This window comes from Paraburkholderia sp. RL18-085-BIA-A (genome assembly GCF_046027075.1).
Lineage (GTDB): Bacteria > Pseudomonadota > Gammaproteobacteria > Burkholderiales > Burkholderiaceae > Paraburkholderia.
This window is the reverse complement of record NZ_JARESU010000008.1, coordinates 1-26167: the sequence shown is the minus strand read 5'-3', so window position 1 is coordinate 26167 and position 26167 is coordinate 1. Positions and strand designations below refer to the sequence as shown.

At 55.9% G+C, this 26167-nt stretch carries 21 protein-coding genes and 2 pseudogenes; 11 read left to right on the top strand and 12 right to left on the bottom strand.

Annotation, left to right across the window (positions count from 1 at the left end):
• On the top strand, positions 1-3150 hold the full coding sequence (locus P0D89_RS07640) for an error-prone DNA polymerase (RefSeq protein ID WP_408376353.1): 3150 nt from the start codon (positions 1-3) through the stop codon (positions 3148-3150).
• Between the two features lie 48 nt (positions 3151-3198).
• Positions 3199-3729: pseudogene (locus tag P0D89_RS07635) on the top strand (SOS response-associated peptidase family protein); the annotation flags it as partial.
• A 178-nt stretch (positions 3730-3907) separates the two neighbouring features.
• Here P0D89_RS07635 and P0D89_RS07630 read toward each other — a convergent pair.
• Positions 3908-4387: a hypothetical protein gene (locus P0D89_RS07630; protein WP_408376352.1), complete on the bottom strand. Its 480-nt coding sequence runs from the start codon at positions 4385-4387 to the stop codon at positions 3908-3910.
• A 112-nt stretch (positions 4388-4499) separates the two neighbouring features.
• Here P0D89_RS07630 and P0D89_RS07625 point away from each other — a divergent pair, with 112 nt between their 5' ends.
• The gene (locus P0D89_RS07625; RefSeq protein ID WP_408376351.1) at positions 4500-4886 is read left to right on the top strand and encodes a hypothetical protein; all 387 of its coding nucleotides are present in this window, start codon (positions 4500-4502) and stop codon (positions 4884-4886) included.
• 175 nt (positions 4887-5061) lie between these two features.
• On the opposite strand, the gene P0D89_RS07620 is transcribed toward P0D89_RS07625, so the two are convergent.
• Genes P0D89_RS07620 through P0D89_RS07610 form a run of 3 tightly spaced genes read right to left on the bottom strand, consistent with a single transcriptional unit; the run spans position 5062 to position 9384 of the window.
• Positions 5062-6705, bottom strand: coding sequence for a hypothetical protein (locus tag P0D89_RS07620; protein ID WP_408376350.1), 1644 nt, complete (start codon positions 6703-6705; stop codon positions 5062-5064).
• The gene (locus tag P0D89_RS07615) at positions 6695-8206 is read right to left on the bottom strand and encodes a site-specific integrase (RefSeq protein ID WP_408376349.1); all 1512 of its coding nucleotides are present in this window, start codon (positions 8204-8206) and stop codon (positions 6695-6697) included. Before P0D89_RS07615 ends, P0D89_RS07620 begins: the two co-directional genes overlap by 11 nt.
• Positions 8203-9384, bottom strand: a complete 1182-nt coding sequence (locus P0D89_RS07610; RefSeq protein WP_408376348.1) for a site-specific integrase — start codon at positions 9382-9384, stop codon at positions 8203-8205. Before P0D89_RS07610 ends, P0D89_RS07615 begins: the two co-directional genes overlap by 4 nt.
• Positions 9385-9472: 88 nt before the next feature.
• Here P0D89_RS07610 and P0D89_RS07605 point away from each other — a divergent pair.
• From P0D89_RS07605 to P0D89_RS07590, 4 genes and pseudogenes are all read left to right on the top strand, one after another.
• Positions 9473-9907, top strand: a pseudogene (locus P0D89_RS07605) (SOS response-associated peptidase family protein); the annotation flags it as partial.
• Between the two features lie 203 nt (positions 9908-10110).
• The gene (locus tag P0D89_RS07600) at positions 10111-11799 is read left to right on the top strand and encodes a hypothetical protein (RefSeq protein ID WP_408376347.1); all 1689 of its coding nucleotides are present in this window, start codon (positions 10111-10113) and stop codon (positions 11797-11799) included.
• A gap of 345 nt (positions 11800-12144) precedes the next feature.
• Positions 12145-12687: a hypothetical protein gene (locus P0D89_RS07595; RefSeq protein ID WP_408376346.1), complete on the top strand. Its 543-nt coding sequence runs from the start codon at positions 12145-12147 to the stop codon at positions 12685-12687.
• Positions 12688-12774: 87 nt separating this feature from the next.
• Complete coding sequence (locus P0D89_RS07590; protein ID WP_408376345.1) at positions 12775-13005, top strand: hypothetical protein; 231 nt, start codon at positions 12775-12777, stop codon at positions 13003-13005.
• A gap of 115 nt (positions 13006-13120) precedes the next feature.
• On the opposite strand, the gene qatD is transcribed toward P0D89_RS07590, so the two are convergent.
• From qatD to P0D89_RS07565, 5 genes are all read right to left on the bottom strand, one after another.
• Positions 13121-13867, bottom strand: coding sequence for a Qat anti-phage system TatD family nuclease QatD (qatD, locus tag P0D89_RS07585; RefSeq protein WP_408376344.1), 747 nt, complete (start codon positions 13865-13867; stop codon positions 13121-13123).
• Positions 13867-15003, bottom strand: coding sequence for a Qat anti-phage system QueC-like protein QatC (qatC, locus tag P0D89_RS07580; protein WP_408376411.1), 1137 nt, complete (start codon positions 15001-15003; stop codon positions 13867-13869). The genes qatD and qatC overlap by 1 nt, the downstream gene beginning before the upstream one ends.
• A gap of 122 nt (positions 15004-15125) precedes the next feature.
• The gene (locus P0D89_RS07575; protein ID WP_408376343.1) at positions 15126-16010 is read right to left on the bottom strand and encodes a Qat anti-phage system associated protein QatB; all 885 of its coding nucleotides are present in this window, start codon (positions 16008-16010) and stop codon (positions 15126-15128) included.
• Positions 16010-17851 (bottom strand): KAP family P-loop NTPase fold protein, encoded by a 1842-nt coding sequence (locus P0D89_RS07570; RefSeq protein ID WP_408376342.1) that lies wholly within the window; start codon positions 17849-17851, stop codon positions 16010-16012. Before P0D89_RS07570 ends, P0D89_RS07575 begins: the two co-directional genes overlap by 1 nt.
• Positions 17852-18033: 182 nt before the next feature.
• Positions 18034-18255 (bottom strand): hypothetical protein, encoded by a 222-nt coding sequence (locus tag P0D89_RS07565; protein WP_408376341.1) that lies wholly within the window; start codon positions 18253-18255, stop codon positions 18034-18036.
• A gap of 473 nt (positions 18256-18728) precedes the next feature.
• On the opposite strand from P0D89_RS07565, the gene P0D89_RS07560 reads away from it, so the two are divergent.
• Both P0D89_RS07560 and P0D89_RS07555 read left to right on the top strand, forming a co-directional pair.
• A complete protein-coding gene (locus tag P0D89_RS07560; protein ID WP_408376340.1) occupies positions 18729-19625 on the top strand; it encodes a Hachiman antiphage defense system protein HamA in 897 nt (298 codons plus the stop codon).
• Positions 19609-22749 carry a DEAD/DEAH box helicase gene (locus P0D89_RS07555; RefSeq protein WP_408376339.1) on the top strand — a complete coding sequence of 1047 codons (3141 nt, stop codon included), beginning with the start codon at positions 19609-19611 and terminating at the stop codon, positions 22747-22749. The genes P0D89_RS07560 and P0D89_RS07555 overlap by 17 nt, the downstream gene beginning before the upstream one ends.
• An 84-nt stretch (positions 22750-22833) precedes the next feature.
• Here the strand turns inward: P0D89_RS07555 and P0D89_RS07550 are convergent, their stop codons facing one another.
• Together P0D89_RS07550 and P0D89_RS07545 are read right to left on the bottom strand one after the other, a co-directional pair.
• The gene (locus tag P0D89_RS07550) at positions 22834-23154 is read right to left on the bottom strand and encodes a hypothetical protein (protein ID WP_408376338.1); all 321 of its coding nucleotides are present in this window, start codon (positions 23152-23154) and stop codon (positions 22834-22836) included.
• Between the two features lie 12 nt (positions 23155-23166).
• Positions 23167-23847 (bottom strand): hypothetical protein, encoded by a 681-nt coding sequence (locus P0D89_RS07545; protein WP_408376337.1) that lies wholly within the window; start codon positions 23845-23847, stop codon positions 23167-23169.
• 211 nt (positions 23848-24058) lie between these two features.
• Between P0D89_RS07545 and P0D89_RS07540 the strand changes: the two genes are divergently transcribed.
• Positions 24059-24262 carry a hypothetical protein gene (locus tag P0D89_RS07540; protein WP_408376336.1) on the top strand — a complete coding sequence of 68 codons (204 nt, stop codon included), beginning with the start codon at positions 24059-24061 and terminating at the stop codon, positions 24260-24262.
• A gap of 257 nt (positions 24263-24519) precedes the next feature.
• The gene (locus tag P0D89_RS07535) at positions 24520-24924 is read left to right on the top strand and encodes a hypothetical protein (protein WP_408376335.1); all 405 of its coding nucleotides are present in this window, start codon (positions 24520-24522) and stop codon (positions 24922-24924) included.
• A gap of 185 nt (positions 24925-25109) precedes the next feature.
• On the opposite strand, the gene P0D89_RS07530 is transcribed toward P0D89_RS07535, so the two are convergent.
• On the bottom strand, positions 25110-26167 hold a 1058-nt coding region (locus tag P0D89_RS07530), incomplete at its 5' end, for a tyrosine-type recombinase/integrase (RefSeq protein WP_408376334.1).

Genomic DNA, 26167 nt, shown 5'->3' with positions numbered 1-26167 from the left:
ATGGACACCACCTTCAATGTCCTTCCGGCGTATGCCGAGCTCTTTTGTCTCTCGAATTTCAGCTTCCTGCATGGTGCTTCGCATGCGGAGGAACTGTCTGAGCGCGCGGCACAGTTGGGCTATTCAGCACTCGCGGTCACCGACGAATGTTCGCTAGCTGGCGTTGTGCGGGCGCACGTCGGCGCGAAAGAAGCGAAGCTGCCATTTATCGTCGGCTCGTTCTTCCGCCTCGTCAATGCCGACGGCTCGCCCGCATTCGGACTCATCCTGCTCGCCAGGAACCGCGAGGGCTATGGCAACCTGTCCGAGCTGATTACGCTTGCGCGCACCCGGGCAACCAAGGGCGAATATCGGCTGACGCCGCAGGACCTCTCCCGCCCCGAGAAGGAGTATCGGCACCTGCGTGGGATGCCAGATTGCCTTGCCATTCTCGTACCGGATTTCCCGGCCAACGAGGATGTCCTTACCGCGCAAGTCGAATGGCTAGACGATACCTTCACTGGCCGGGCCTGGGTAGGTTTGGTGCTCCACCAACGCGCCATGGACGACATTCACCGTGGCTCGGTCGAGTTCATCGCGCGCAACCTGGATGTACCCGTGGTAGCGCTGGGTCAAGTCGTCATGCATGTGCGCTCGCGCAAGCCACTTCAGGACACGATGACCGCCATCCGGGTCGGCAGGCCTGTACACGAATGCGGTTACGACCTGGCGCCAAATGCCGAGCAGCATCTGCGTTCCCGACTCCGCCTCGCCAACCTGTTCCCGGCCGAAGCGCTCGCAGCGACCATCGACATCGCGAGCCGCTGCACGTTCTCGCTCGACGAGCTGCGCTATGAATATCCGGACGAACTGGTACCCGCGGGCATCACCCCGAAAGCCTATCTTCGACAGGAAACATACATCGGCGCGCAGCGACGCTTTCCATCCGGCATCCCGCACAACGTACAGGGGCAGATTGAGCACGAGCTTGAGCTCATAGCCGAGCTGGAATACGAACCGTACTTTCTGACTGTGTACGACATCGTTCGCTTTGCGCGTAGCCAGCACATCCTTTGCCAGGGTCGTGGCTCGGCCGCCAATTCGGCAGTGTGTTATTGCCTGGGCATTACCGAGGTCGACCCTGCACGCGGCAACATGCTGTTTGAGCGATTCATCAGCAAGGAGCGCGGTGAACCGCCCGACATCGACGTCGACTTCGAACATCAGCGTCGCGAAGAGGTCATTCAATATATCTATCGCAAGTACGGCCGCGACCGCGCGGCAATCGCCGCCGCTGTTTCAACCTACCGGCCTCGGGGCGCGCTGCGCGAGACTGGCAAGGCCCTCGGCGTTGACCCGCAGATTGTCGACCTCGTCGCGAAAAGCCACCACTGGTTCGACACGAGCCAGGACCTTCTGAAGCGCTTCGCCGAGTCCGGGCTTGACCCGGAGAAACCGCTCATCCAGGCTTGGGCGCGACTGGCCTCCCAGCTCCTTGGCTTTCCGCGCCACCTGTCCCAGCACTCTGGCGGTTTCGTTATCAGTCGCGGGAAGCTCACGCGGCTCGTCCCTGTCGAGAATGCGGCGATGGCGGACCGGTCCGTCATCGAGTGGGACAAGGACGACCTCGAGGCGCTCGGCCTCCTGAAAATCGACGTGCTCGCGCTCGGCATGCTGTCGGCCATTCGTCGTGCGCTGGACATCGTGTCGGAACAGCGCGCTGAGCGATTCGAAATGCAGGACATCCCCGCAGAAGACCCGCAGACATACGAGATGATTTCCGCCGCGGACACCGTTGGCGTGTTCCAGATTGAATCGCGGGCGCAGATGAGCATGTTGCCGCGCATGAAACCGCGTACCTTCTATGACCTCGTCATTGAGGTCGCCATTGTCAGGCCAGGGCCGATTCAGGGCGGTGCTGTCCATCCTTACCTGCAACGTCGTCAAGGCTTCGAACCCGTGACGTATCCGAGTGAAGCGCTGAAGACGGCGCTTGGGCGGACGCTCGGGGTCCCGATTTTTCAGGAGCAGGTCATGCAGGTGGCCATCCTGGCTGCCGGTTTTACAGCTGGCGAGGCTGACCAGTTAAGACGGGCTATGGCCGCGTGGAAACGGAAAGGTGGACTTGAGAAATACTATGACCGTATCGTCAACGGGATGCAGGAGCGCGGCTATGACCAGGCTTTCGCAGAAGGCATCTTCGAGCAAATCAAGGGCTTCGGTGAGTATGGTTTCCCTGAAAGCCATGCGGCCAGTTTCGCGCTGCTCGTGTATGCGAGTAGCTGGCTTAAGTGCCATGAGCCTGAGGCATTCCTTGCTGCCATGCTGAACAGTCAGCCAATGGGGTTTTATTCGCCATCACAGCTTGTGCAGGACGCACAACGCCACGGCGTGAAGGTGCTGCCAGTTGACGTTGCTGTCAGTGGCTGGGATTCTGTCTTGGTGCCATCGCCCGACAATGACCGGCCAGCAGTCCTGCTCGGCATGTCGCTGCTGCGCGGCATGAAGGATGGCGCTGCAGAGCGGATTGAAAATGCGAGAGCCGTGCGACCGTTCGATACCGTCGCTGATTTGGCCCGTAGAGCGCAACTGGACCGAAAGGACCTCCATGCTCTTTCGGACGCCAACGCGCTCGCGTCGCTTGCCGGCAATCGCCGCGAGGCGTTATGGCAATCGGTCGCTGCGGTGCCTGACAAGGACATGCTTGCCGCAGCGGGGGTGCAGGACGAGACGCCCGATTTGGGCGCGCCCACGGAAGCGAACGACATCGTCGCAGACTACAGGTCTGTCGGGTTGACCTTGGGGCGGCATCCCCTCGAACTGCTGCGTCCGCAACTGCTCGCAAACCGGCTGATGCCGGCGTCGACGCTCCGCGCCTATCGCGACGGGCGGTTAGCAAGAGGCTGCGGCCTGGTGACGGTGCGCCAACGGCCAGGAACTGCGAAGGGAGTCATGTTTGTCACCCTTGAAGACGAGACAGGAAACGTGAACGTCATCGTTTGGCCAAGCCTGTTGGAAAAGCAAAGGAAGGAGGCGCTTGGGGCGTCGTTGCTTGCGGTGTACGGCACGTGGCAATGTCAAGGGGAAGTTCGACATCTCGTGGCACAGCGCTTGGTTGACATGTCCCATCTGCTGGGCGGCTTAATCACTGCGAGCCGGCACTTTTGCTAATCGAGGTAAAAAAGTTGCGTATTATCGAAGCATTGAACGGAGGCATCCATGTGCTACTCGGCTCAGATTCAGGCTGACTACCGCAAGTTCGTACGCATGTTCGGCGCCATCATGGACATAGGCGAATTCTCGCGCCTGTTTTTCGAGCGTGTCGAAGGTGTCGGCAAAGCGAAGGTACCCAAAGCGATGGAGGATGCTTTCGCCGAACCTAACGCCGACGCTGAACGCGAAATCAAAGCCTCCATCGACCGGTTCAATGCGGTTCAGAGTGCGAAGCTTGAGCAGGACCTGTTCAAACAGCGGAAGCGGCTGGCAGATGCCGAACGCACGCTTCAAACAAAAATCACCAGGGCTGCGACGGAGAGCCGGCGAATTGCTACGGATAAAATTGCTTGGACTCTTGGCAAGCTTGACGACATTCAACGCACCACAGCCAAACCACGCGATTCGCGCATATTCCCGGGACATTACGCACCCGTCCTGGTCATGAAAAATGGTCAGCTCGTCGTCAAGCCCATGCGTTACCAGTGTCGCATTGCTGGCAAGCCTGCGAGCTATGACATGAAATACCCCGGCACCTAAAACCTTTACTCAGGGAATCCTGTTGCGCTTGCGCACGCATGCTGTGGCTATCCGAGCGGGCCTTTGCGGTCTAATTGGCGTTGCGCAACACTTGTGGGCCAGAACCTGAGGAAAAACGCAACGCTCTGGAGACTAGAGCCATCCATACCGTCATGAGTGTTGCGTTTGGGTTCTACTATTTCGGTCCGACAGAATGGGATAACTGTACAACTTTAGTCACGAACGAGCCAGGCAACGAGCCCTCACGAGCAAGAGCGTCCCGTATCTCGGAGTAATTGCTGTAAAACCGCTGCAGTTTCGCTGTCCCGCCGAGTTCGGCCATGGCTCGTATCATCGCGACGTGACTCGCCACCCTCGCTGCCTCGTTCGCCTCAAGCTCTTGAACCCGGTCCGCCGAGGCCTTCAGCTTGATTGCTGCCTCAGTGGTCCCGCTGTGAGCCACGCGCCGGGCGGTGGTACGTAAATCTTTCTGCTTCTCTTGGTACTTTTCTAGCAATGCTCGGCGTTCCGCATTTCGGATGAGACTGGATGCTTCGTGTATTGTCGGATGTAGGCGAGCCGCTGCGCGCGCAGTAACGTCTTCATCTCGCGCCAGAAGACTCTCCAGAATTGCGATGAGCTCTGCGTGTGTAGGGTCGTTGGTCTTACGTGCCATGCAGCACACTCCTTGGTGAGTTTGATTGTGATAGGTCTGCGCCAGCGGGAAAGACTTGCGTGCCAGGACGAGTTGCCATAAGTCTCTCGACCCCATCGAGCCGCGCCTTTCCGTGAGCTATTTGACTCTCGCGACCCACCGACCCGTACGGACGAGCTTCCGCCTTATCCAGCGCCTGTTTAAGCCGTCCGTGCAGCACAACGATGTTTCGCCGATTTTCTGGCAGGTCGGTAGCGGACAGATGCCGGCAGCCAGTGAAGCATTCGAGATGCTTCGGGCACGGGTCAACGGTAAAAGAATTGAGACAGAATCCATAGGGTGTCGCATGGAAGCCGTCGGCCTCTGCGGAGAGAAATCGCAAGGCGGCTTCGTCACCTTCTTCAGCTTGAATGCGCTTGAATTCACGCACAATTGGTCCTTGCGCACGGCCAGATTCAATCAGCTTCGCGACAGTCGCGGCTTTGTCAGAACCGAGGATGTCAGTCCAAGCATCGGGTAACTCTAACTCGTCTAACTCCTCGGCCAAGCTTCGGTGGTCGTACTCGTAACTTTGCGTCACGCTGCGTCGGTTAAATCTCTTCGAGATGATTGTGTCTGCGACGCCAAGTCGGAAAAGCTCGGTATTCTGGAGATGTCGTAGTGAGTGACTCTTGAGGCTCAGAGCCTTGTCCTCTTCAGTCTTTCCATAAATGGAGAAGCGATTCCTCTCTTTCCGACCCTCCCAGAGCAGACTGCAGAAACGCCTGGTCCGCGATGTCCACGCCCGCCAAAAATCTCGGGTCGACTGGAAGCCTATCGCGGTGCCCTCCAATTTCTTTGGGGAACAGGAAAAGCAGTTCCCATGGTGCGAGCGATTCGCCATTCGCGCGCGCGATTGGCGTTAGGTGGGAGCCTCGGTTAGGCAGTCGATTGAGCATGAAACGTTCAACGTCATCGACGAGAACCACCTTTCCCCGAAGCCCTAGGGTGTCGTCGCGCGTACCCGACGAGTCGCGAACTAGAAGACCGGCGCGACGTGCATCCTGGTTGTAGAATGCGCCTACGGCAGCAGAGACCATGGTGAGCTCGCTCTGCAATTTTCCGAGCGGTTCCAGTTCCTTGACGTCCCAGTGCTGTTTATAGCGTCGAAGGACTTCTTGAATCTCCGCCGTCGGCTTTCTTACCCAGACTGCACATCCTGTCACTCGGGTGTACATCTCAGCAACATCGACCAGCTCTTCCTTTTTGTACATTGGAAAGATGCGCCCGGACTCGTACTGGGCTTTCAGTGTCGCCCGAAGTGGAGCCGTCAACTCGGCCACGTGATTGAGGGTGTCTTCGAGTGCATCCCTGAAAATTTCTGGTACGAACTGAGTGGTTTCATAGAGCGCAGTAGTACCTTGCTTTTCTGCAAAATGGCGAAGGGAAAGCGAATTCGAGATTCCACCAACATCTTCTGGGTTGCGTCCATTTGCGTCGAAGTAAGCTCGCGTTCGCTGGCAGTCGAGAGGCAATAGAGCGACTTCACCTAATCGAAGTCCAGTAAACAGCAATATTTTGACCATGGCGAATCGCAATGCATCATTGAAACTTAGCGGCCTTTCGGTGAAAACGATGCGGACCAGCTCCCAAAATGCACGCTGTTCGGGCAAGCGCTTCTCGTTTTTCCGGTCAGCTAGTTCGCGGGATGAGGTTTTCGCAGCAACGTCGAAGTCTGAGCGCTTCTTGTCTTGATTGATTGCGCGTGAAACCAATGGTTTCAATGGGCATGTGTCGAACAAGTGCAATGGGTCCACGAACGTGCTAATGAGCGACACCAACACAGTCGTCCGGCCGCCGGAAGGCTGGCATCGGTTCGATAGCTCACAGGCGAGAACGATGTCGTCTGCCGTCACCAGCCACGGCTCCTTGTTAGCCACCGTTGCAAGAAAGCGCCAAGCATTCGAGGACTGTTGGGTATATGCGGGACTTTTCTTGCGGACTACGATGTGCTCAAGCGTATGAGCCTTGATGATGTCCTGCCATGCTTCGGAAACTGGCCCTGTGATTTCAATACGACCCTGACGGAGTCCTGCTTCCGACAGTTCGCAAAGGGCGGCTTTTGACTGGCTAAAGACCTGCAGCTTCAACGGACGCGGACGTCCATCTTTGGCAAGCTTACGTAGGTCCCAACCCTGGCCTGAAAGCGCCACGCCGGCCGCATCTAGCTTGATTCCCCAATCGATACCTGAGCGCTCTGCCAGCGCACGAGCTTCGCGCACAAGCAAATCGAAACGCCTGTTACGCTCTGGGATGTCAGTCAGTTTCATTCGCGTCGTCATGCTGATGTTATTTGGCATGGTCATCGTCTTCTAATTGCGAAATGACTTGTTGCACTTCGTCTATGGTCCGTTGCAATTGCAAATAGGCTGGCGAGTTCGCCTGCCCTTTGTCTGCATCTTTGTAGAGATGGACAACACTGCGTAAGTCCTGCAAGACCTGCTCGTGCAGATGCGCATCGCGTACTGGCATGAACTTTCCGCAACCGTAGCAGGCGGTTACCGGGTTGAATGGGCAGGCAGATTGTCCGGTCGTGCAGCCGCCAATGCCCGCGATAGGGATGCCATGTGGCATTCCACCTATCTGTTGGTCACCTTTGAGAGCCGCCAAGTCGGTGAACGAGATGAACCGGTCCTTGGCAATACGCGCCACGGTCTGGAAGGTTTCTGATATTCCCAAGGCCTTGTTCACCAGTTCGGCTTGGTTGGCCGATGCGCGAAAGTACACGAGACCGGTTTTCATGTCCGTATGGCCAAGCGCGGCAGCAAGCTCTTCCTGACTTGCGCCAGAGTCAACCAGTCGTTGCGCAAGCGAATGTCGCATGTCGTAGGCTCTTCGTCCTTTTACAGGCAATATTTCGTCGAATTTTGCTCCGAGAGCCAAACTAAGCTGTTGTCGGCTACTGAATCCGAATAGAAAAGACCCCGGCGCTGCGTCGGCTTTTGCGTTCAGGAGTTGCACGAAGAGAGGTGCCCACTCGCGCTTGACCTTCCGAATTAACGATAGCTTTCCTAAGGTCGTATCTCGTTGCTTCAACATCCTGAAATCGATATGGACCATAAAGCTGGCATCCTCCGCGCTTTGTCTCGTCGAGACATCCCGGAAGCGGAGGATGCCGAGTTGTCTGGGCCGCATGCCAAACTGGTAAGAGCAGACCACGAGACAGGCGAGCTCAAGTTCCTTTAACGCAAGTGTCGTCGCGCTAAGGACCGTCTCGTCAATCCAGCGAACTAGACTCGCCTCTTCATGCACTGAGAGAAATGCATCTCCAGAGCGAACGACTGCATAGTTGTCTTTTCTTTGCGTCGCCACGAGCGCGCGCCGAGCGAAGTCCCGATATAGCGGCGACCAACCTGCGAATCCGACGTTACACATGAAAAAGACAAGCGACTTCAAGGCCATTTGGACATAGTACGGCAGGTCTTCAATGCAGGCTGGCCACGCTAAACGCAAGTCGGCCGGCATAGCAGTCGCAATGGCTTCTATGGTTTCCGCCGGAATGGTACTAAGTGCAGATACCTCGCTTAAAACGTACCTCGCTGACTTGCTCATCAGCGAATAAATAGTGAAATATCGAATTAAAGGCCGGATGCGTAGGTCGAATTTCAGCAGGTGAATCTTGAGCTTCTGGCCGTCGGAAAAAATCGCGACATATTCCTCGGTGTCGTCCGGCCTAATGGACCAATTTCGCTCTCCAAAATCGTCCTCGCACACAATAACTCTGGGCAAAGGTGGGAGTGCTGCAATGGCCTGCAGGAAAACAACAGCGCTTTGATGGGATACAACCGAATTTGCGCTCATTCTGGAAGGCTCCGCAGCACAGACACGCGAGCGTCAAACCCGTCGTTCCAAGAATCGTTGAGACTTTCATCCAAAGCAGCCTTTGCATATAGGAGTGGCATCAACGACTTTTTCGCCCAACCAAAGAAACTCCGCAGATGCATCATGGTTTGTTCAGGAGTTTTGCCGGATTTCAGCAGCTGCGCAGTTCGAACCACGGCGCACGTATGCCTCAATGGATGTGGAGTCAGCCACCGCGCCCCCGTGCGTTCAAGCAACTGTTCCCGAATGGTCGGCGGAAGCACTTCAGTCAGCCTGCGCAACGCCAGGTTGACGCCCTCAAGCGACAGCGGAGTCCCGCGAGAGCTACTCAGATAGAACCCGTGGTCGACATTACCCCGATAATTCTCACCGTAGGCCAGCAGCGCCTGCGCGGTTTCATGTGCGACAGGAATAGTCCGGATGGCATTGGCAGTTTTGATGCTCGGACGGGTTCCTCGGGGGTCGTCTTCCGTCTCATTACTGCGCACACTCATGTACCAGCGCCTGGCGCCCGTCCGTAAATCAACCTCGGACTTCAAGAAGTTGGCCGGTAAGAGCAAACACTCGTCGCGTCGAAGACCTTGATAGAGCAACAGACATATAAGGACATATACTCGCCACTGAGTATCAGTGCTGTAAAAGGGGTTGTTTTCCGAACCGGGGGTCGCTGCGTCAAGCAGCGCAGCAACCACATTCCGAGGTAGGGCTCGCAGCTTGGTGCCAAGGCGCTTGCGGAACGGACGAAGGCCAAGGTAAAGTCTGTCCAGTTGGGCCATACGCGCGCGGACCTCCTCCATCTTGTTCCCGGCCGCCGGGTCGCGTTCCAATCGTTCACAGATGTCACGCACAAAATGGAACGCGGTATTCCAGCGCGATTGCGCGGATTCGGTCGGAACCGGCACGTTACGAAGTTGCGCGAAAAAGGCTTCGAGAGCATTCCCTAGTCTGTCGAAATCAACCACGTGCAGTGCGTCATCAAGCGAGCCGCCAAGCTGGTCGACATGAGCGTACAGCGCCTCAATATGTCCAAGCTTTCTTTTCAGTGTGGAGGGCGCCAGGCCCGCACCGTGGAACATTGTCCAAACGGTGGCCCAATAACGGGGAATTTTCTGGTCGTCGATAAGGACGTGTTCGTAAGGTGGTGCGGAGGTGAGCATTCAAACGCAACGGTAGTTATGTACACGTTCGTATAGCTGCGTTTGGTCGTCATGTTGTTACGCAACACCTGCTATCAGTGCATGTTCAACCTACAACGCCCGTCGCGACAATCTCGAGGGTTTCTGGAAGCCATGTTTTGGGTACACCCATGGCGTGATGCTTGTCGACGTTTTTTACGAGAATGTCAGCAAGGCCAAGATGGAGGGGACCCGGTCAGAAACGCATGAACGAGCCGAAAATGTCGTCCTTGAATTTCGGCCAAGCGATGGTCAACTGATGTTGGTCGCCTGTCTTTGGTCTCGATGGTCGGCGCCGGGTGAACCTGATTTGTTGTCGTTTGCAGCTGTAACCGACGAGCCGCCTCCCGAGGTTGCGGCAGCTGGCCATGACCGATGCATCATTCCCATAAGACCGGAGAACATCGACGCGTGGCTGAACCCGGACGCATCCGACCTCGCTGCGTCGTACGCGATTCTCGATGACAAAGAGCGACCGTACTACGAGCATCGACTGGCTGCGTGACCGCGAATGCCGTCGACCGAAGACTGTGTTGCAATTTGCGCGGCAAGCGTCACCATTGGCCGGATTCGGCTCCAGCCAACCCTCTACAGGGGCTGGCCAGCCGGTGTCCGCGCCGTACTTCTGCAAACGGTCTGAATTTTCTGCTTCCGCCTCTGTTGCATCGGCGGCTCTTATTAGTGAAGTCTTGCGCACGAAGGGCGCACATGGATGCTGATAAATACAAGTACCGCTACCGGGCTGTAGTTGAATACGCGAACGGCGCGATGTTCAACGTGGGTGAACCGGAATCGTGGGAAATTTCGACAAAAATTCCCATTTCTTTTGAGGAATTGTTCGGCAAGTCTGACCAGGGTGACGACTATGATGCCGCCCATCATTTCATCTCTTACGAAATTCTTTCGCACACGATTTCGTGGAATCTAGTTCCGAGCGACGTCGACCAAGAAGACGCGCGAACACAGCTCAGAGCAGCCCACGACTTCGCCACGCCGACGAATTCAGTGGAGCGGCTTCGTGACCTCGTGATGGTCCGCTACGACCATCAGCTGCTGTGTGCGGTATACGACGGCGAACTTAATCTGTACGACACTTTGACGTTCATGAGAATAGACGTGACCGCAGGACGGCTTCGCTATGAATCGCTGCCAGTGTCCGCTTTGGCCTATCCCGAGACGGAAACAGAGCCAACGCTTTGGGCTCGTCGGCAACCAGCCCCTCTATTTGCCGGAACTGGCTTTAGTCCGGAATTGCTGAAGCAGACGACGTTGACCAAATATCTCCAATATGACACTTGGACAGCGGCTGCAGCCGCGATGCTCGTTTGTGGCATCCAAGCTCCCATTGTCGATGGCCAGCTTTGCGCTGAGATTCCAGAAAAAGGAGCAATGGGCCTCGACAATTGTTTCCTTTCTGGCAGTCAGGACCCGTTTCACGAAGCCAGGCGCGTGCTGGGCATCTGGCGGAGCCAGGTCAATCCGCCAACGAAAATTCGTCCTCTTGATTTCGTTCGATGGTGTCAGGCGAGGGGCTTCGATGTTGCCAGGCTGCGAAGCCTCGAAGGGGAGGTGTCCAATAGGGAGCGCGGCGAGATGAAGGCCGCGCTGGGCTCGGGTGTAGTCGTGATTCCCAGTAGACCGCTGATTTCATGTGACTGGCTAGCGGACCATATTGCGTTTTCGATTGTCTCGATACCCGACGATGAACGCCTGACGATGGTCTTCAAGGTCGAGGTAATAAAGCAAACTCCGGCTGTAATTCAATCGAAGCGCGAACCGTTGTCTGGTGCCGATTGGCAAATTTTGCGTTCGGTATGTGGGAATCCCCCAACGCGATGTTCGCGCGCCCAATTCGCCGAGTGGCGCGAAGTCTTCGAACAGGCAACCAACCGCCCAGCATGGTCGCTGGGCGGAGATTTTTGCGAGAGTGCCGAGATGCAAAAGGCGCAGGCTAGATGGTGTGACGTATCGACAGCGCACAAGGCCCAAATAGCACAGAGCGTTAGTAATGGTGAATTCGCGCTGGTAACCGCGGAAGGCATTTCGACCATAGACACCACGGTGGGTTTCATCCGCCGAGATGATGTAAAGCGGTATCTCGAGCGCTATGACCTGCGATGGCAAGATTCTCAAGGACAGACGCGCAATTCTGAAGGACGCGCCAACATCTCGGTTAAGCCAGAAATTGTTGTTCCAGAAGTTGCCCCCGATACTCGTGCATTGTCGACCATTGACCTGACACCCGCAGACTGGGCATTGATGAGCAGTTCGCAACGCCAAAGTGCATCCCGAACGATGGCAAACACCGCCGAGCTCACCGAGCAGCTCGCCCGCTGTAAACGGCGGTCTAAATCCGCCGCTAAACGGCGGCGGGTGTTTTCCGGGAACGATTTTTGAGCATCGCGCTGGCGAAAAGTCTCGCAGCGGGGTCAAGGGCAAGCGCAGCTTGGCGCAGCGAATCCTTGACGCCGCGAAGGGACGAAATGCTGGCACTGGGAGCGACCCCAGTCGCTCCCATAAAAGCGCATTCTCGCCGCCGTTTAATGGCGGTTTCCCACCGCCGACAACACCCGCCAAGCAGCTGAACGCCGCGCTTTGGGGCGATACACATTGATTGATGCTGGGACAGCGATTGCCGCGACTGGTGAACGCTCCGAAGCACTAATCGAAAAGCTCTCCAACGCTGCACGGCGAGGTGACCTTCCGATGCACGCTCCAGGCGAGCGAGCACGGTATGAATATATGAACGACAGGCCGGTTAGGACGTTCTACGAAGAAGCGTATTGGAATGACCTAAACACATGGCTTGAAAACCACGAACCACGCATTACGTTCCGTTTTGCTGCACCGCACGTCGAGGCAAACGTTAGTGCGGTCTCTCAACAAGTTGTCAATGTTAGCCAGCCAGCCAATCAAGCTTGCGAAAGGGTGGCGAACAACTCAACGCTACCGGAGCAGGCCGGCCGTGCTGAGCCCACAGCTCCGTCGCGCGTGACGCGGCATACGATGGCAACTCGTGGGGACCTGCTAACACCAGTGATTAAAGCGGTTGTAGAAAAAAAGGGAAGCTATGACACCAACGTAGTTTTCACACCCCTGCGAGAAATCGCCATCGAAGAGGACGGGCCATTCAACGGTGTGGACGACGGTGGCGCGCTCCTTTGGACAGATGCGAAGGGTACCAAGCAGCGGTTGACAAGAAAAGCTTTGGCGGAACGCCTGCGCATCATGAGAAAGCGAGATATGGCAGGCCTGAGCATCGTTGTACAGGACAAGGCAGGCTAAGGCAGGCGTCTATCGGGATTTCGGTCTGCATGTAAAAGAATCCGTATCACCTTCAATTGGCGCCACACGGCGGGACGGTGATACAGCATGAAAGAGAAGCAACGGGGCGTGCGACCAACACGTCCGCGCAAACTCTATCTCGTGGGGAGCGCTGCGCTAATTCACGCGTGCGGCGACTTCGTTGTGCAGCTCGACACGCACAAGGTCGGCGCAGCTATCTTCTTTTTCATCCTCGCGCTTGCAGCAGTCTCCGCGGTGTTCGTTGCCATGACGCTGCGCGTGGGCAAGCCGTCGGAGGCGCATCGACCATCTGAGTGAGCTGCCACAAGGTGGAACATTCTCAAATGCGAAACATAACTGTCGGGTCCAAGTTGGCATCGCGCTCATCACTGGGGTTAGCCGAGCAAGAGGCCAGCGTGCCGACGGCGGGCGTTCACCGAGCGCTCGGCCACCCCATTACCTCAAGCAAAATCCCGCCGTTTTCAGTTAGAGTCTGCAGCGCGTCCGATTCAGAGCAGCCCCAACTCGCGGCCAGCAGTTGTGCAGTCCGCGCCATGCTCCATGGCTGAATCGGGGCGCCGCCTTCGCACGCGAAAGGCCCATCACTTTCGGGAACGACTCTGTCGCGGGGAAGTCTAGCTGCGAGAGCTCGACCGGCGGCGCTCGCAAACGAAGCCGGGCCCAAGCTGAACCAGCACCCCATCTTGTGGGCGACTTCCATCTCGGTCAGGGTTCCACTGAACCAATGAAGAACGGCGGTGCCGAATTTGGGGTTCTTCAGGAGGATGGACAACACCTCCTTTACGGCCCCTCTCGAGTGAATACTAAGGGTCCTACCACCGAGTTCTTTGCTCTGAGTTACGACGGCTTCGAACACAGTCCTTTGGGTCGGCAAACTCGACTTGAAGCGATATGAGCCATCCATTCCCACTTCGCCGATGGCCATAGCTTGCTCCATCTGCTTGAGCAGCTGCGGAAGCTCCCCCGCGCGCTGCTCGACCAGTTCCGGATGCAGACCTGGGGTGATAAGCACGCGCGGAACGTGACCAAGGACCTTTGATGTGGCTTCATAGGCGCGCGGGCTTGTCGTCACGAGCCACGTGAACTCGTTACGACGTGACGCCTCATCGGTGACGGCTCTCGCGCCCGGATAGAGGTCTAAGTGGCAATGGAAATCCATCAGAGGACGCCGTCTCGACGGAGAATTGCTTCGACCTCAGAAAGGCCGCGTCTCATGGTGTCCCGATACGATTCTCGGTCGGCCGTTGGGGCGAATCCAAGCGTAGCGCCGAGGAATCGGTCGAGCCCTCGCTCCTCGACGGTGAGGACCGCAAGCGCTGCTGCCATGGCGTCATCGGGGCCGCTAGATTTCTCTGCCACCAAAAGTGATTCGTGCCTGTAGACCGTTTCATCTTTCCCGGCGCCCCAAACATGAAACGCGCCTTTTCGAATCATGCACGGGACGCATCGCCCGCAGTGTTGTCGATTATAGGTTCGGAATCGACCGCAGCTTGTCGTGTCGCTCGCCAGTTCCTCGAGCAGTTCCTGATTGAGGCACTCTCGGAGCATCTGTCCTTTCGTTTTGAATCGATAGGGTAGTTCAAGGGCGATGCTGATGCCGATTTCATCCAGCAGCTCTTGCATCATCGAGATGAATTGAGGGTGTGTCGTCTTCGTGCTCAAGCTCGATACGCGGCCCGGTACCAGGGGCGGGTTGATACAGATGAAGCCGTTCTCCGGCACGTACACCTGAACTCGCTCTCCTTCCACTCGAGACGCAGCAAGTACGGCGAACGCATAGAAAGCGAGTGACCGAGCACGGGTTGATGGTTCGCGTTGGCCCGAAAAATTGATGCCGTGGCTCCATTGCCAATGTGCGTCGGGGCCGCCTAGTCGTCGAGCGTACGAGATTTGCCGGGCGGAATCGTCATGAGCGAGTTGGGAGACGAATACGGGTCGGCGACGTTGCGACACAAGGTCAATTCCACCGACCAGACTGTCCAGGCCTCCCGAGAGAAGGCATACGCAATCGTGTGGAACGGCTGCGACCTTGCCCGCAGGCGGTGCTTCGCCGCCGTCGATGAAGTGAAGTTTCCAATAGTCGCCCGTCAGCAGCTTGAGCATCTTTTCCAAGTGCTCTTCGAGGCCGACCCACCGCATCGGCTCGTGCAGGCCCACCGTGAGGTCGATGACTCGAGTCCAACCATCTGCACTTGTCTCTCGAAGGCAAGCTAAGTCCGCCGCGCAAACAGCGAGACTAAACTGAACGAAATCCCACGTCGCTGCATCAGGGGCAAAGCCTCTACGTTTCAGCAATCTCTTCCATTTGTTGGCGATGTTTCCGACGTCCGCTCGCCTACTCGAACGGAAGAGCGAAAAGGCCTGTTCGCCAGGTTCAAGATTCTCCGGGAGGCTATCCGGACCGGTGCATAAGATTTTCATTCCCCGAATACCTCCAAAGTTGCCGACAGGACGTCGCGCGCAAGTCCATGGGTGTCTACCGGCCGTGGTCCCAATTTGTCGAGTTCTACTCGGACGAGCCCATGGACGTATTCACGGACATCGTTCCGTTGCATTTGCACTTGCTGGGGCGTGTACTTCAGCTTTTCGTAGGTTTGACCGAGCAGCAGGTCCATTCGGTTGCAGATGTCGTTGGCGACGGTGAAGCCGATGACGTCTGCGATTTGCTGGTCGGTGAGACCAAAGACGTCCACGTCGGGAGACGTCTCGTACAGCATCGAGAGAGTTTCCGTCGCCGCGTTGCGAAGCGACTCTTCGTCGACGCTTCCAGAGTTGGGTATGACCTCTCGCACCACTTCCAAGATGAGGTCGTTGGCAGAGAGATTTGCAGCGCGAACGCGCGCGACCCAATCTACGACTCTTGGATTTGTCCCATCACGTGCTTGGGTAAGGAATTGACCCAACGCCCCCGCGCCCTGCGCAGTTGCACGCATGGTTCTTGCCGCGCGGGCTGGGCCACCCATCCCCCGACCAACCATGCGCCTTGCAGCCGACTTGATTTGGTCTCGGCCACCCCCTCGCAACGCACCTGCCAAGGCGTTGCGAGCCCCGGCGAGGCGTCTCGCCGGGTTGAGCAGAGAAGGCGGCGGGTCTCCCGGCGCGTTAGCGCCGTTGTCTACCACCTGACCATCGTCGTCTGCGCCGAGGTCTCCTTCATCCGCGCCGTCTCCACCGTCGTTGTTGTCGTCGTTGTCTCCGCCATCGATGTCGCCGTTACCGCCACCTGCGGCGGGCCCCTCGAGCCATTCCGGGTCAAATGGCGAGCGTGGGCCGCCACCTTTGCTCGAAGTTGAGGTCCCCATTATTTATTCCTCTTTTCTTGGTTCTCGATTGCACGTCTAGCCTGCTTGTCGAAGGCGGGGTCGGCTGACCACCTATCTAGTACGTCCTTCGCCCATTGTTGTGCTTGCAGTTCGGGAATGATGCCAACACCGATTTGGCTGACGGGAGCGGAGAACAGTAACTCCTTGGCCTTTGCAGCATGCTGCGGGAACACTTTGCAGGTCTCGATGAGCATCAACACGTCCTCACGCTTTTTCCACGAGCGCTTCGGTGCCTTGAGCACCCACGCACGCGACATTGCCAGTCCAGCTTGTACCGGACCGGCCGTGGTGATTGCGGAGGTAAGTTGAACATTTTGCGCTGTAGCCGCGACAAGCGCGTCACGCAAATCACGGCCACCCGCTGTCAAATCGTCCACCCCAAAGTCACGGGTTGCCGTGTCGCGACTGAGGTGAAGAAGAGGGCGGAGGTCAACTTCACCCAAGGGTGGCGCAAGCCCGAGCCATTGGGATACGAACGCGTCGTCGGAAATGAAAAGTTCGTCCAGCGGCTCTCCCTTTTCATTAGCTTCTTCAGCAAGTCGCAAGGCGTCCACGCGGCCGTCATGCTCTGACGTCACAAGGTTTGCGAGCGCTGTCGCAAGCGTTGGGGCGCAACGTTCGACGAGATGCCATTTTGCGAGGGCCTGAAGGTCAAGCCTGATGCCTTGCGGCTCAGCCAAGCTGGAGCGAAGGAAAACCGTGTTGAGAAATCGCTTCATCAGGCGAGGGTTTCCGTCGACTGCGCCGGACCTCGTCAGCAATGGCGCTAACCCGTCGGCAAGCCGCATCAGCTCGACCATGTCCAAGCTACCGGCAGCCTGCGCCTCTAAAAAGTCCAGTGTGACGGAATCCCCACGCCATGCTTCTCTCAGCCTTTTGGACATAGCGACCTGGGCGGCTGCGAATTTCTCGTCCTCGAGCTGGCCGTCCTGACATGCTCTCTGCAACAGCAAGAGCGCGATATATGCTTTTGCTTCGTTCACGCCGAGCCGCGGAACATGCAGTGGAACCTGAATCAACTTGTCGAAGTAGTTCGTCGCTACCTCGTCCTTGATTTCCGTGCCAGCAAAATGAATGCGGACTGCACCCTTGATGAAATCGTTGTCGGCTGCAATAACGAACGCGCTCCGCTTGATAAAGAGTAGCAGCCGGATGGATTCGAGCGTGGAAATAGCGGTCTTGGGCAAGCATCGGTCAAGGTCGTCCACGAAGACGACCAAAGTGATTTTTAGCTCCTCCAATAAGGCTTCGAGCGCCACACGAAACTCATGTATCTCGTTCGGCAGTGAAAGTGGCTCCGCTTTTTTGAGAAGTCCATCGTCCTTGTCGTCGTCCTTCTTATCCTCGTCGTCTTTTTTATCGCTATCGAGCAGGCCGAATTTCTTCATGGCTCGGCCAATCATCCCAACAGGAACACCGGTGAAATAGGTAGCGGCGGCTTCACCACCCAGTTGTACGAGACGAAGCACGTTTATGCGTTTCAGAAGGCGTAGCGCTTTGTCGCGCAGCCCTTCTCGCTCGCTGGCTTCTTCGAGAATTTTGTCGCCAACTAACTGCAAAAGAGCGCTGCGAGCGCTATCGAAGTCTTGATAAAGCCAAGGATTGAACGTGACAAAAACGTAGCTGTTCTCGCCGGGCTCGTTGAACCCTTCGAGACGTTGTCCGACCATCTTTACGAGCGAGCTTTTGCCGGCGCCCCATCCACCGGAAATCCCGACAGAAATCGGCTCGCCGCGAGCTTGTTGGAGCAACTTCGCGCAAGCATCCGCTACGATGCCGAAATTTAGATAGTCAACGGTAGTTTCGTTGTCATGCCACACAGGTTTGGCCTCTCGATGTCGCCGCTCAGCTTTGCGTTAGCCCGCAAAAACGTTTTGTGGTGGATTCGATGCGTTGGTATAAAGCGTAAATCACATAAGCGCTCGGTTATACCAGATTTCTCTTTTATAGAGACGGTAAATTGATTTGGGATTATCGGTACATAAAGGGATTCGCATAGGAGCTAGTGGAAGTCGTACGATTCGACGTGCAAGCCGCCGAAAGGGTCGGCGCGGTTGACCAGATGCTGCGCCGCGATGTGCCTCACCTTGCCTTCGACCTGCCAAACGACGTACACGGCCAACAACGATGCGCCGAGAGCTTCGCGTCGATACTTCTCCAGCAGCGCGGGTCGGAGGATGATGTTCGTCTGACCGGATTCGTCTTCAATCGTGATGAACAGCACGGCGTCCCGTCTGAACGCTGAAACGGTGCCAACAGCCTACCCCCTTCACACTTCCCATCAGCTCGAAGCAAGACTTCCGCAATGACGTCGGAACTCCGCCTCAAACCGCGGGTATTCGCCCAACACTATCCGGAACTCGTTACTCGGCTCACGCGCCTCGAGAACCTTGCCTTCATTCGCTCAGACCTAGCTGAGGCGCTTGGGGCGGCAGGTTGTTTGGGTTCGAGCCCGCGTGCACTAGAATGGCGCAATAGATTGGGGATTCTCGGCCCGCGCCACGTCTTGCTCGCCGTCGATACATCGGTAGCGGAACATCGTGATGCAAGACAGAATCTCGTCAAAAACATTTTCATATTCAAATCGCATGTGCAGACGGGCTACAGATGGCCTTTTCCTATAATTTTCGCGGTTGACAATTCCGTCGCGTATCCGGTTTGAGCGGCTGAAAATGCCAAGGTTTTGAAGGCTGAGTTATGAAACAATTCCCTCCGGCGGCAGCTGTCTCAGCCGGCAGTCTCGATAATTCACAAAAAGCTGGGATGACGAACAAGTCTCTGTGCCCTTGGATTGCATGCTTAAAGTCCACGGGGGCAACGGTTGTAACCAATGAAAGCGAAAAAATCCAGGTATTGGAGCTTACGGCTCCAACCGACGGGAATGTCCTATCTGCCTGGGCAAGGTCCTTCCGGCAACGCTATTGTCTCGATGAAGAAATTGACGAACTCAGAGACGGCCTGGGAGTGTCGCGTGCAGACTACCTTCTTCAGTTTGCTTTCCCCGATGTCAGTTCACCGCCAGGTCCAAGCATTCGTGCAGGCGATTTTGCAGAATTGCTTGTATCTGACTACGTTGAGCATGTTCTTGGATACTGGGTTCCCCAAGATAAGTACGCAGATAAAGCTGTGCGAAACGAATCGGTTAAAGGCGTGGACATACTCGGCTTTATTTGTCCAGACCCATCCAATCCGGCGCCTGACGATTCTATGCTTGCATTCGAAGTCAAAGCTCTGCTTTCAGGGAATAAGTACGTTGACAGATTACAGGTTGCCGTAGACGACTCGTCAAAGGACTATCTCCGGAGAGCGGAGTCGCTCAATGCGACCAAGCGACGTCTTTTACGAGCGAAGAAAAAAGAAAAGGCGCTCGTCGTACAGCGCTTTCAATCGATAGCGGACCGACCCTATCTATATCGTTCGGGTGCCGCGACGATGCTATCGGGCGCCTCATATGACCCTGCCGGGCTAGCTTCAACTACAATCAAAAATCACCAAAACGCTGCAAATCTCGAGCTCCTCGTCATTAAGGGTATTGACCTGATGACGCTCGTAACATCGTTATACGAACGGGCTGCGAATGAAGCCGGAAACTAATAGTCGCAGGCTGTTCGGTATCACGCGCTCTAAGGGCAAGATGTACGAGTTCGGTTTGCCAGAATCGATGCATCTCGCACTGCCTGAGCGGACGGACCCCAACCAACTCATCCTACTCACAGTTGGCACTCTGGGCGACGTCGCAGCCGAAGTATGCGAGAGCGCCGCTCCCGTCGTCGACGCTCAAGGTTCGGGTTTTGACGACCTCGATTTTTCGGCCAGCTACCTAGACGCGCTGCTCGAGTCGAAGTATTCCGATTCTATTCGGGGCGACATCCTGCTCCTCGCGTCCGCGGCCTACTACATCGCTCGGCGTCCAGGGAGCAGTCTGGTGCTCGCGCGCTCCCTTGACGGAGAGCTGGACGATGACCCGCTCTCGCGCATGTTGCGCTGGGTGTTACAGGGTCCATGGGACCTCTATCCAACCGTCGAACATCGGTCGTTGGGAAGCGAGCTGAATACCATAGCTATGCTTCTATTCCTTCACTTCAATGAAGGGTCAAGTCGCGACGAGTTGGAGCATAGCCTGGTCAAACTGCGACGGCAGGCCTACGAGTCAGCGACTGCGCATGAGCTGCTGCTCGTTGACCTATTTGCCGCGGTTGTGAGGTTACGCCTCGCGGCTTCTGTCTGGACGACCCTTCCGTCGTTCACCGGCCTGACGACGGGACAATGGATACAGATACTACAACGGCAGAGCTTCCCAAAGGAGCTCTGGCCAGCTCAGACGCTTTTAGGGGAGCGCGGAATATTCAAAGGCGCTTCCGGTGTGGTTCAGATGCCCACGAGCGCGGGAAAAACGCGCTCCGTGGAAATCGTGCTGCGCAGCGCGTTCCTCTCAGGCCGCGCCAGAATCGCTGTTGTGGTTGCCCCATTTAAGGCGCTCTGCCATGAGATTGGCACAACCCTGCGGCAGGCGTTTAAGCCCGACGGCATTAAAGTGAACGAGCTATCCGACGCCATTCAGTTGGACTTTCTCGACCAGATAGCGGAGCTGCTTGGCAGCGGCGCATCCGAAGCGCGCTTTGTGCTCGTACTCACGCCGGAGAAGTTACTGTACGTCCTGCGGCAAACGCCGAAACTGGTCGACGACATCGGTGTAGTCGTCTACGACGAGGGACATCAATTCGATTCTGGCAGCAGAGGCATTACCTATGAACTTCTCCTGACTGAAATCAAGAAGCTCATATCGACAAACTCGCAGACGCTGCTTATATCGGCAGTCGTCAACAATGCGAAAGCGATTGGAGATTGGTTGATTGGAGAAGATTCAATTGTCGTATCAGGCCAACGGCTTACTCCGACGACCCGGTCAATCGCGTTCGCCAGTTGGGTTGAAACGATGGGACAGCTTTTGTTCTACGAGTCGCCTAGCTACACACAATACGATTATTTCGTACCTCGGGTCATCGAGCAGAGTTCCCTCACAGTCTCGAAGCGGGAGAAGCCCCGAAATTTTCCGGAAAAGGGTGACTCCAACGACATCTCACTTTATCTCGGAATTCGACTGGCACCCCAAGGTTCCGTAGCCGTCTTCTGTGGGAAAAAGGCCACCGCAGCAAAGTTTGCCGAGCGTGCTGCTGAGGTTTATCGTCGAGGCTTAGCATTAACGCCTCCAGCGGCTTACTCTGACCCAGAAGAGCTGTCTCGACTGCAAAATCTGGTCGCGGACCATTTCGGCGTTGCCTCATCTCTTTATACCGCAGCGGGCCTTGGAGTGTTCGTGCATCACGGCAACACGCCTCACGGGCTAAGGCTCGCGATTGAACATGCGATGCAGCGTGGATACATTCGATTCATTGCATGTACTTCCACACTCGCGCAAGGCGTTAACTTGCCAATCCGATATTTGATTGTCGCAGGGGTTCAACAATCGACCGAGCGCGTGAAAGTCCGTGATTTTCAGAATCTTATGGGCCGGGCGGGACGTGCAGGTATGCACACAGAAGGGCTTGTGATATTTGCTGACCCACAGCTGTACGATAAGCGGAACTCGTTCACTGAGGGATGGCGATTCGACCACTCAAAGGACCTTCTTACGGCCGAGAAGTCGGAGGACACGACGAGCTCGCTGCTGCAAATCCTTGCTCCCTTCAAAAGCAGAAATGGAACGCATACCTACGAAATCTCGGCAGCAGACGTCTGTAGGTTACTGCTCGGTGATGAAGCTAATTGGGAGCAGGCAGCAGCTTTCTTGGCGGCGTTGCCGGGAAAGAATCCGTTTGACCATGACATGGTATTGGAGGACCTGCGTAACCGGCGCAAATTGCTGGATGCGGTGGAAAGTTACCTCATGGCGAATCGTGGGGAAGATTCGTACCAAGAGTTCTTGTTGCGCGTGGAAGAGCTGGCGAAGTCAACCTTGGCATTTCACCTTGGTGATGAAGTCAAGAAAGCCGGAATCGTTGAGCTGTTTGCGCAGTTGTCAGCATATGTAAATTCTTTGGAGCCAGAGCCTGCGAGGCAAGCGGCTTTTGCGAAGACGCTTTTAAGTGCAAGGGACGCACGCAAAATAGCAGATTGGGTGAGCCAGCATGCGGAGGAACTGTATGTGCTCGAAAGCTCATCCGATTGGCTGAATGCTATTTGGCCGTTGATAAGCGAACTGTCCGATAGTCTCTTTTTTCACACCGTCGCCCCCAGCGGGCTAGGGCATGAAATCGCAGCAATGTGGCTTGACGGAAAACCCTATCATTCAATCTTGAAGCACGTCGTTGATGCGAAGGGTACTAGACCTTGGGGAGAAAAAAAGAGGCGAAGACTATCGGACGATGATGTCCTTGATTTCCTCGAAAAGACGCTTGCGTTTGAATGTTCGCTGCTACTCTCAGCGGTGGCGCAGTTTCTCTTCGGTGAGAGTACCTTTCAGAATCCGCTTGCTAAGCCGTTGAACCTTTTCCTGAAAGCATTCAAGTACGGTTTGCCGGACAATCTCGCGATTGCCTGCTATGAGTCAGGGTTTCCGGACCGCGTGATTGCACAAGAATTGCGCGATACACTGGTACTCAATGGCTATCAACTTGATTATGTTGGGCCAGCCATTAAGACACAGCGTGAGAGCTTTGAAGAGGTGCTTCAGAGGTATCCAAGCTATTTCTCGACCGCTTTCGAGTCGCTTGGCTGATTTATGGAACACCACGGTCCTATATTCAGACCAAGTGGCGAAGCTGCGCGGCCCGGCCACATGAACGAGTAATAAGGGGGGATGTCAGTGGCCCCACACAGCCAATCGGCGCGCGTGTGCGATGTATGCAAGCGGCTGTTTTCGCTGGGTCTCGTTTAGCCCACCGATTGCCGTGAGAGCCGCGTGCGCCGCGCCAACGAAGCTTAGAGCGTTTCCTGCCCACACAAGCTTGCTGTCTGTCGGGGTCGCCCACTGTATTCCGCTTCCGACAAGCGGAAACAGTGCACCGTACTTCAGCTTTTTCCAGCTGAACTGCATCGCGTCGCTGAGTTCTTCAACCTTTAGCTTGGACTGGCAAGTGAAATCGTTGATGGCGTCTGCACGGTCCTCCGGGTCGGCCAGCAACGCGATTTCGGCTCAGCGTACTTCAATCATTCTACGCAGCGCCGGGAGCAGGTCACCGTGCTTTTGCTTGAACTTCACAATGTCAGCGAGCGTCACTTTCCCTTCAGGCACTGGCAAGAGACATTCGAGAATTTCGTGCCTTGCATTTTCATGTTCTGGCTTCTTCAAACGACGTACTGTTGACCCCAGCTCAAAAAGGGATGCGTATTCCCACCTGTTTGTCACGGGTGCCGCGTCGACCTCGTCAAGCGCGCCTAGACATACTGTTAGATAGGCCATGAACAGACGCGCGATGGAAGTTTCAACCATGTACCACGAGTAGTCGACGCGCCCAGCAGCGCCGCAATTCAAAAGAAAATCGGCGATGCCCTCGAGCTTCTCGATATGGATACGTACGCGCGGTCGCAGCTTCAACTTCTCGGGCGAGTAAAGTTGTGTCTTAAGCTTGGGTTCTAGAAGCTTCACGAAGCCAGGAGCAAACTGCTCAACCTTCCACAGATGCTGTGCTGGGATAACCGTCTCTACCAATTCAACGTCGAGCAGTTGTCGCATGAACGCATCGAGCTCTTCAGGTCGATGCGCATACTCAATTGGGACGATGGCTGAAAGCTTGTCCCAATACAGCAGCGTTCGCAATGTCCATGTCGAATTTGGGACGGACATATAGGGGAAGTAAAGTGCATTGTTACGCATCTTGTTCCTATAGTTATTGTCATCAAGCGTACACGTGAAGCGAGTTTGCGAACGCATATCTTAGTTGCATTTCATTCATTTTGGCTGAACAGATTTTAACCGCGAAGGTGGGCGCAAGCTCTATGATTCACCTCGCCAGCCGAGGTTTTGGGTCAGCTGCGTCGATGCCCGAGGCGAGGAAAGCGAACGCTTCGCCGAGCTGCGCGAAGGCGTGACCCAGAAGTTGGAGCTCGCTGCCGACCCGCACTGGACGCTCTCGGCCGTTGAGCAGTTCGTCCTGCACGACGAGTTAGCCGGTAGCCGAATAACCAACGACGTTGACGTGATGCCACCGTTCGCAGTCGAAGAAGTGCAGCTATTGCCATTGGCCGAGTCGCGACGAGTAGATATGTTTCGCGGCCGCCTGTTCGGCTAGGTTCGCTTCTTCGCTGCGCGTCGCGTTCGGTAGGCAAACTATTTCAGGAAATAGGGCATGATTGATTGCGAGTGAGGACGTGGACGACATAAGTTCGCATCCTGTCTCTCGGCTCGGGTTTTTCCGCGGGATAGTTGGCCGGCCGCGGCCTCTCAGCCTTTGTGTGCGTGCGATTCGGCGCGTTATCTCCTATGCTGTTCTCAGCGGCGTTCAATTGACGCAGCTTTCGTTTTCACGCTTACGGACAGGAGATAGCGATGACGAGTCGAGAGACCGATGTATTGACGAAGACTCAGGTTAGGCGTTTTCAAGCTGCGCTCGCCGTCGAAATGTGTATGCGGACTGGATGGCGCGTCGGTGAGGCGTTGCCAATGGTAAACAAGTTAATCGCGGAGCGGCTCGCGCATTCCCAAATCGAGACCGCGATGCACTATTTGTCTGATTCGGGCAAGAGCGGCAGGGAGCGCGTAAAACGGCGAGAGATGTTTGACGCAGCCGAACTCGCACCTTACATCACGGTTGGGCATAGCCGCCAAAACGCCATAGTCGGTCGAATTCGAGAGGAACCCTCCTCGCCGTACAGTCGCGTCTATCAAGACCAAGGCCGCGCAGATGCGTTGTCCGCTCACCTCAGCGCGCTGCGCGAGCAGCTCGAAGACTGAATCCGGGCACCGGCGACCTCGGTGCAGCCGCCTGACGACTTTTCCCGTATGCGCGACAATGCTGCTTTGCGGCGTAGGGTCGCGCTGGGAAAACCGTCGGGGGCAGGGTGAGCAGCAAAGTTGAAATGCTGATTGTCGTTTTGCTTTTACATGTGCGGCAGATTGCGCCCGCAGCAAACGATTTTTCAGGACTCGGACGGGCTCAAAAGCTCATTGAGTTCTGAGGCCGCGGCCTCGACGACCTCAGCCAGCGAAATGAACGAGTTGACCTTCGGCTTTGGCTCACGAAATTGCGCGCCATAGTCCACAAGTATCTGCTGCAGGGACTGGACGACTTTCTTCGCATGAAGCAAGTTAAGTGTCTCCTTGAACTCTGTCTCAGTTTCGAACGCGAGATGGATGTAGTGGTCAAGAGCCTCGAGACTCTTGTGGCCAGTCCACTCCATAACCTTCATTTTTAGCGTTTCGGTCGAAAGGAGTGCGCGGCGGAGGTCGCTCACGCTTTGGTATCGGTGCGTCCTGATTAAGTCCCTGAAGATGTTTGTGGTGAATCGATGGCGAAACGCATGCATGCACGCCTCTTCGTCGTCGATGCCAGCTGCCTTGCGAAGTACGGAGAACTCACTCCCAAGCGTGTCAATTTCGAGATGTTTGCCGTTTGTCTCGGAGACAAACAGGAAACCGTGGTCGTTTGTCACTCCGACGGTGCGGCGTATGACTCGCTGGCGGTAATGCTTAACGAAAGAGAGAATGTCTTTCAGGTCAGCTTGCGTGACCGGGACATAGCGGAAGACGTCATCACGGCTTTGCTTGACAGTATAAATCTTAAGTTCGCCCGTTTTTCCTGCTTCCTCCAAGTCCGCGAGCGTCACCAATGAGACTTCCATTCGACGGCCGCCGGTGATTTCTAGGAGTCGGAGCATGATGTAACGCCGGCGCGTAACAAATGGCGACGCATCGAGAGTTGTGTTGGCTTCGAACAGTCGATTGACGGCAGATGTTGAGATAGGCTGGCGCCGTCGAGGAGCCCTGCGCCGCGTTAGAGCTTCGTGAACCCAGAACGTTCGTGTGATGGCTTTCCCACCGCCGGTAGGTCTTATTTGAACAAATTTTTTCTCTGCTTGGATATTTCCATTGGGGCCGAGCAGGTTCAGGCCAGGTATGAGTTCGTCGATAAATGCGAAAAAATTGAGCACCGTGGAGCCGATATTTGTTACCTGCTGCTCCTTGCGTTTTTTTTTCC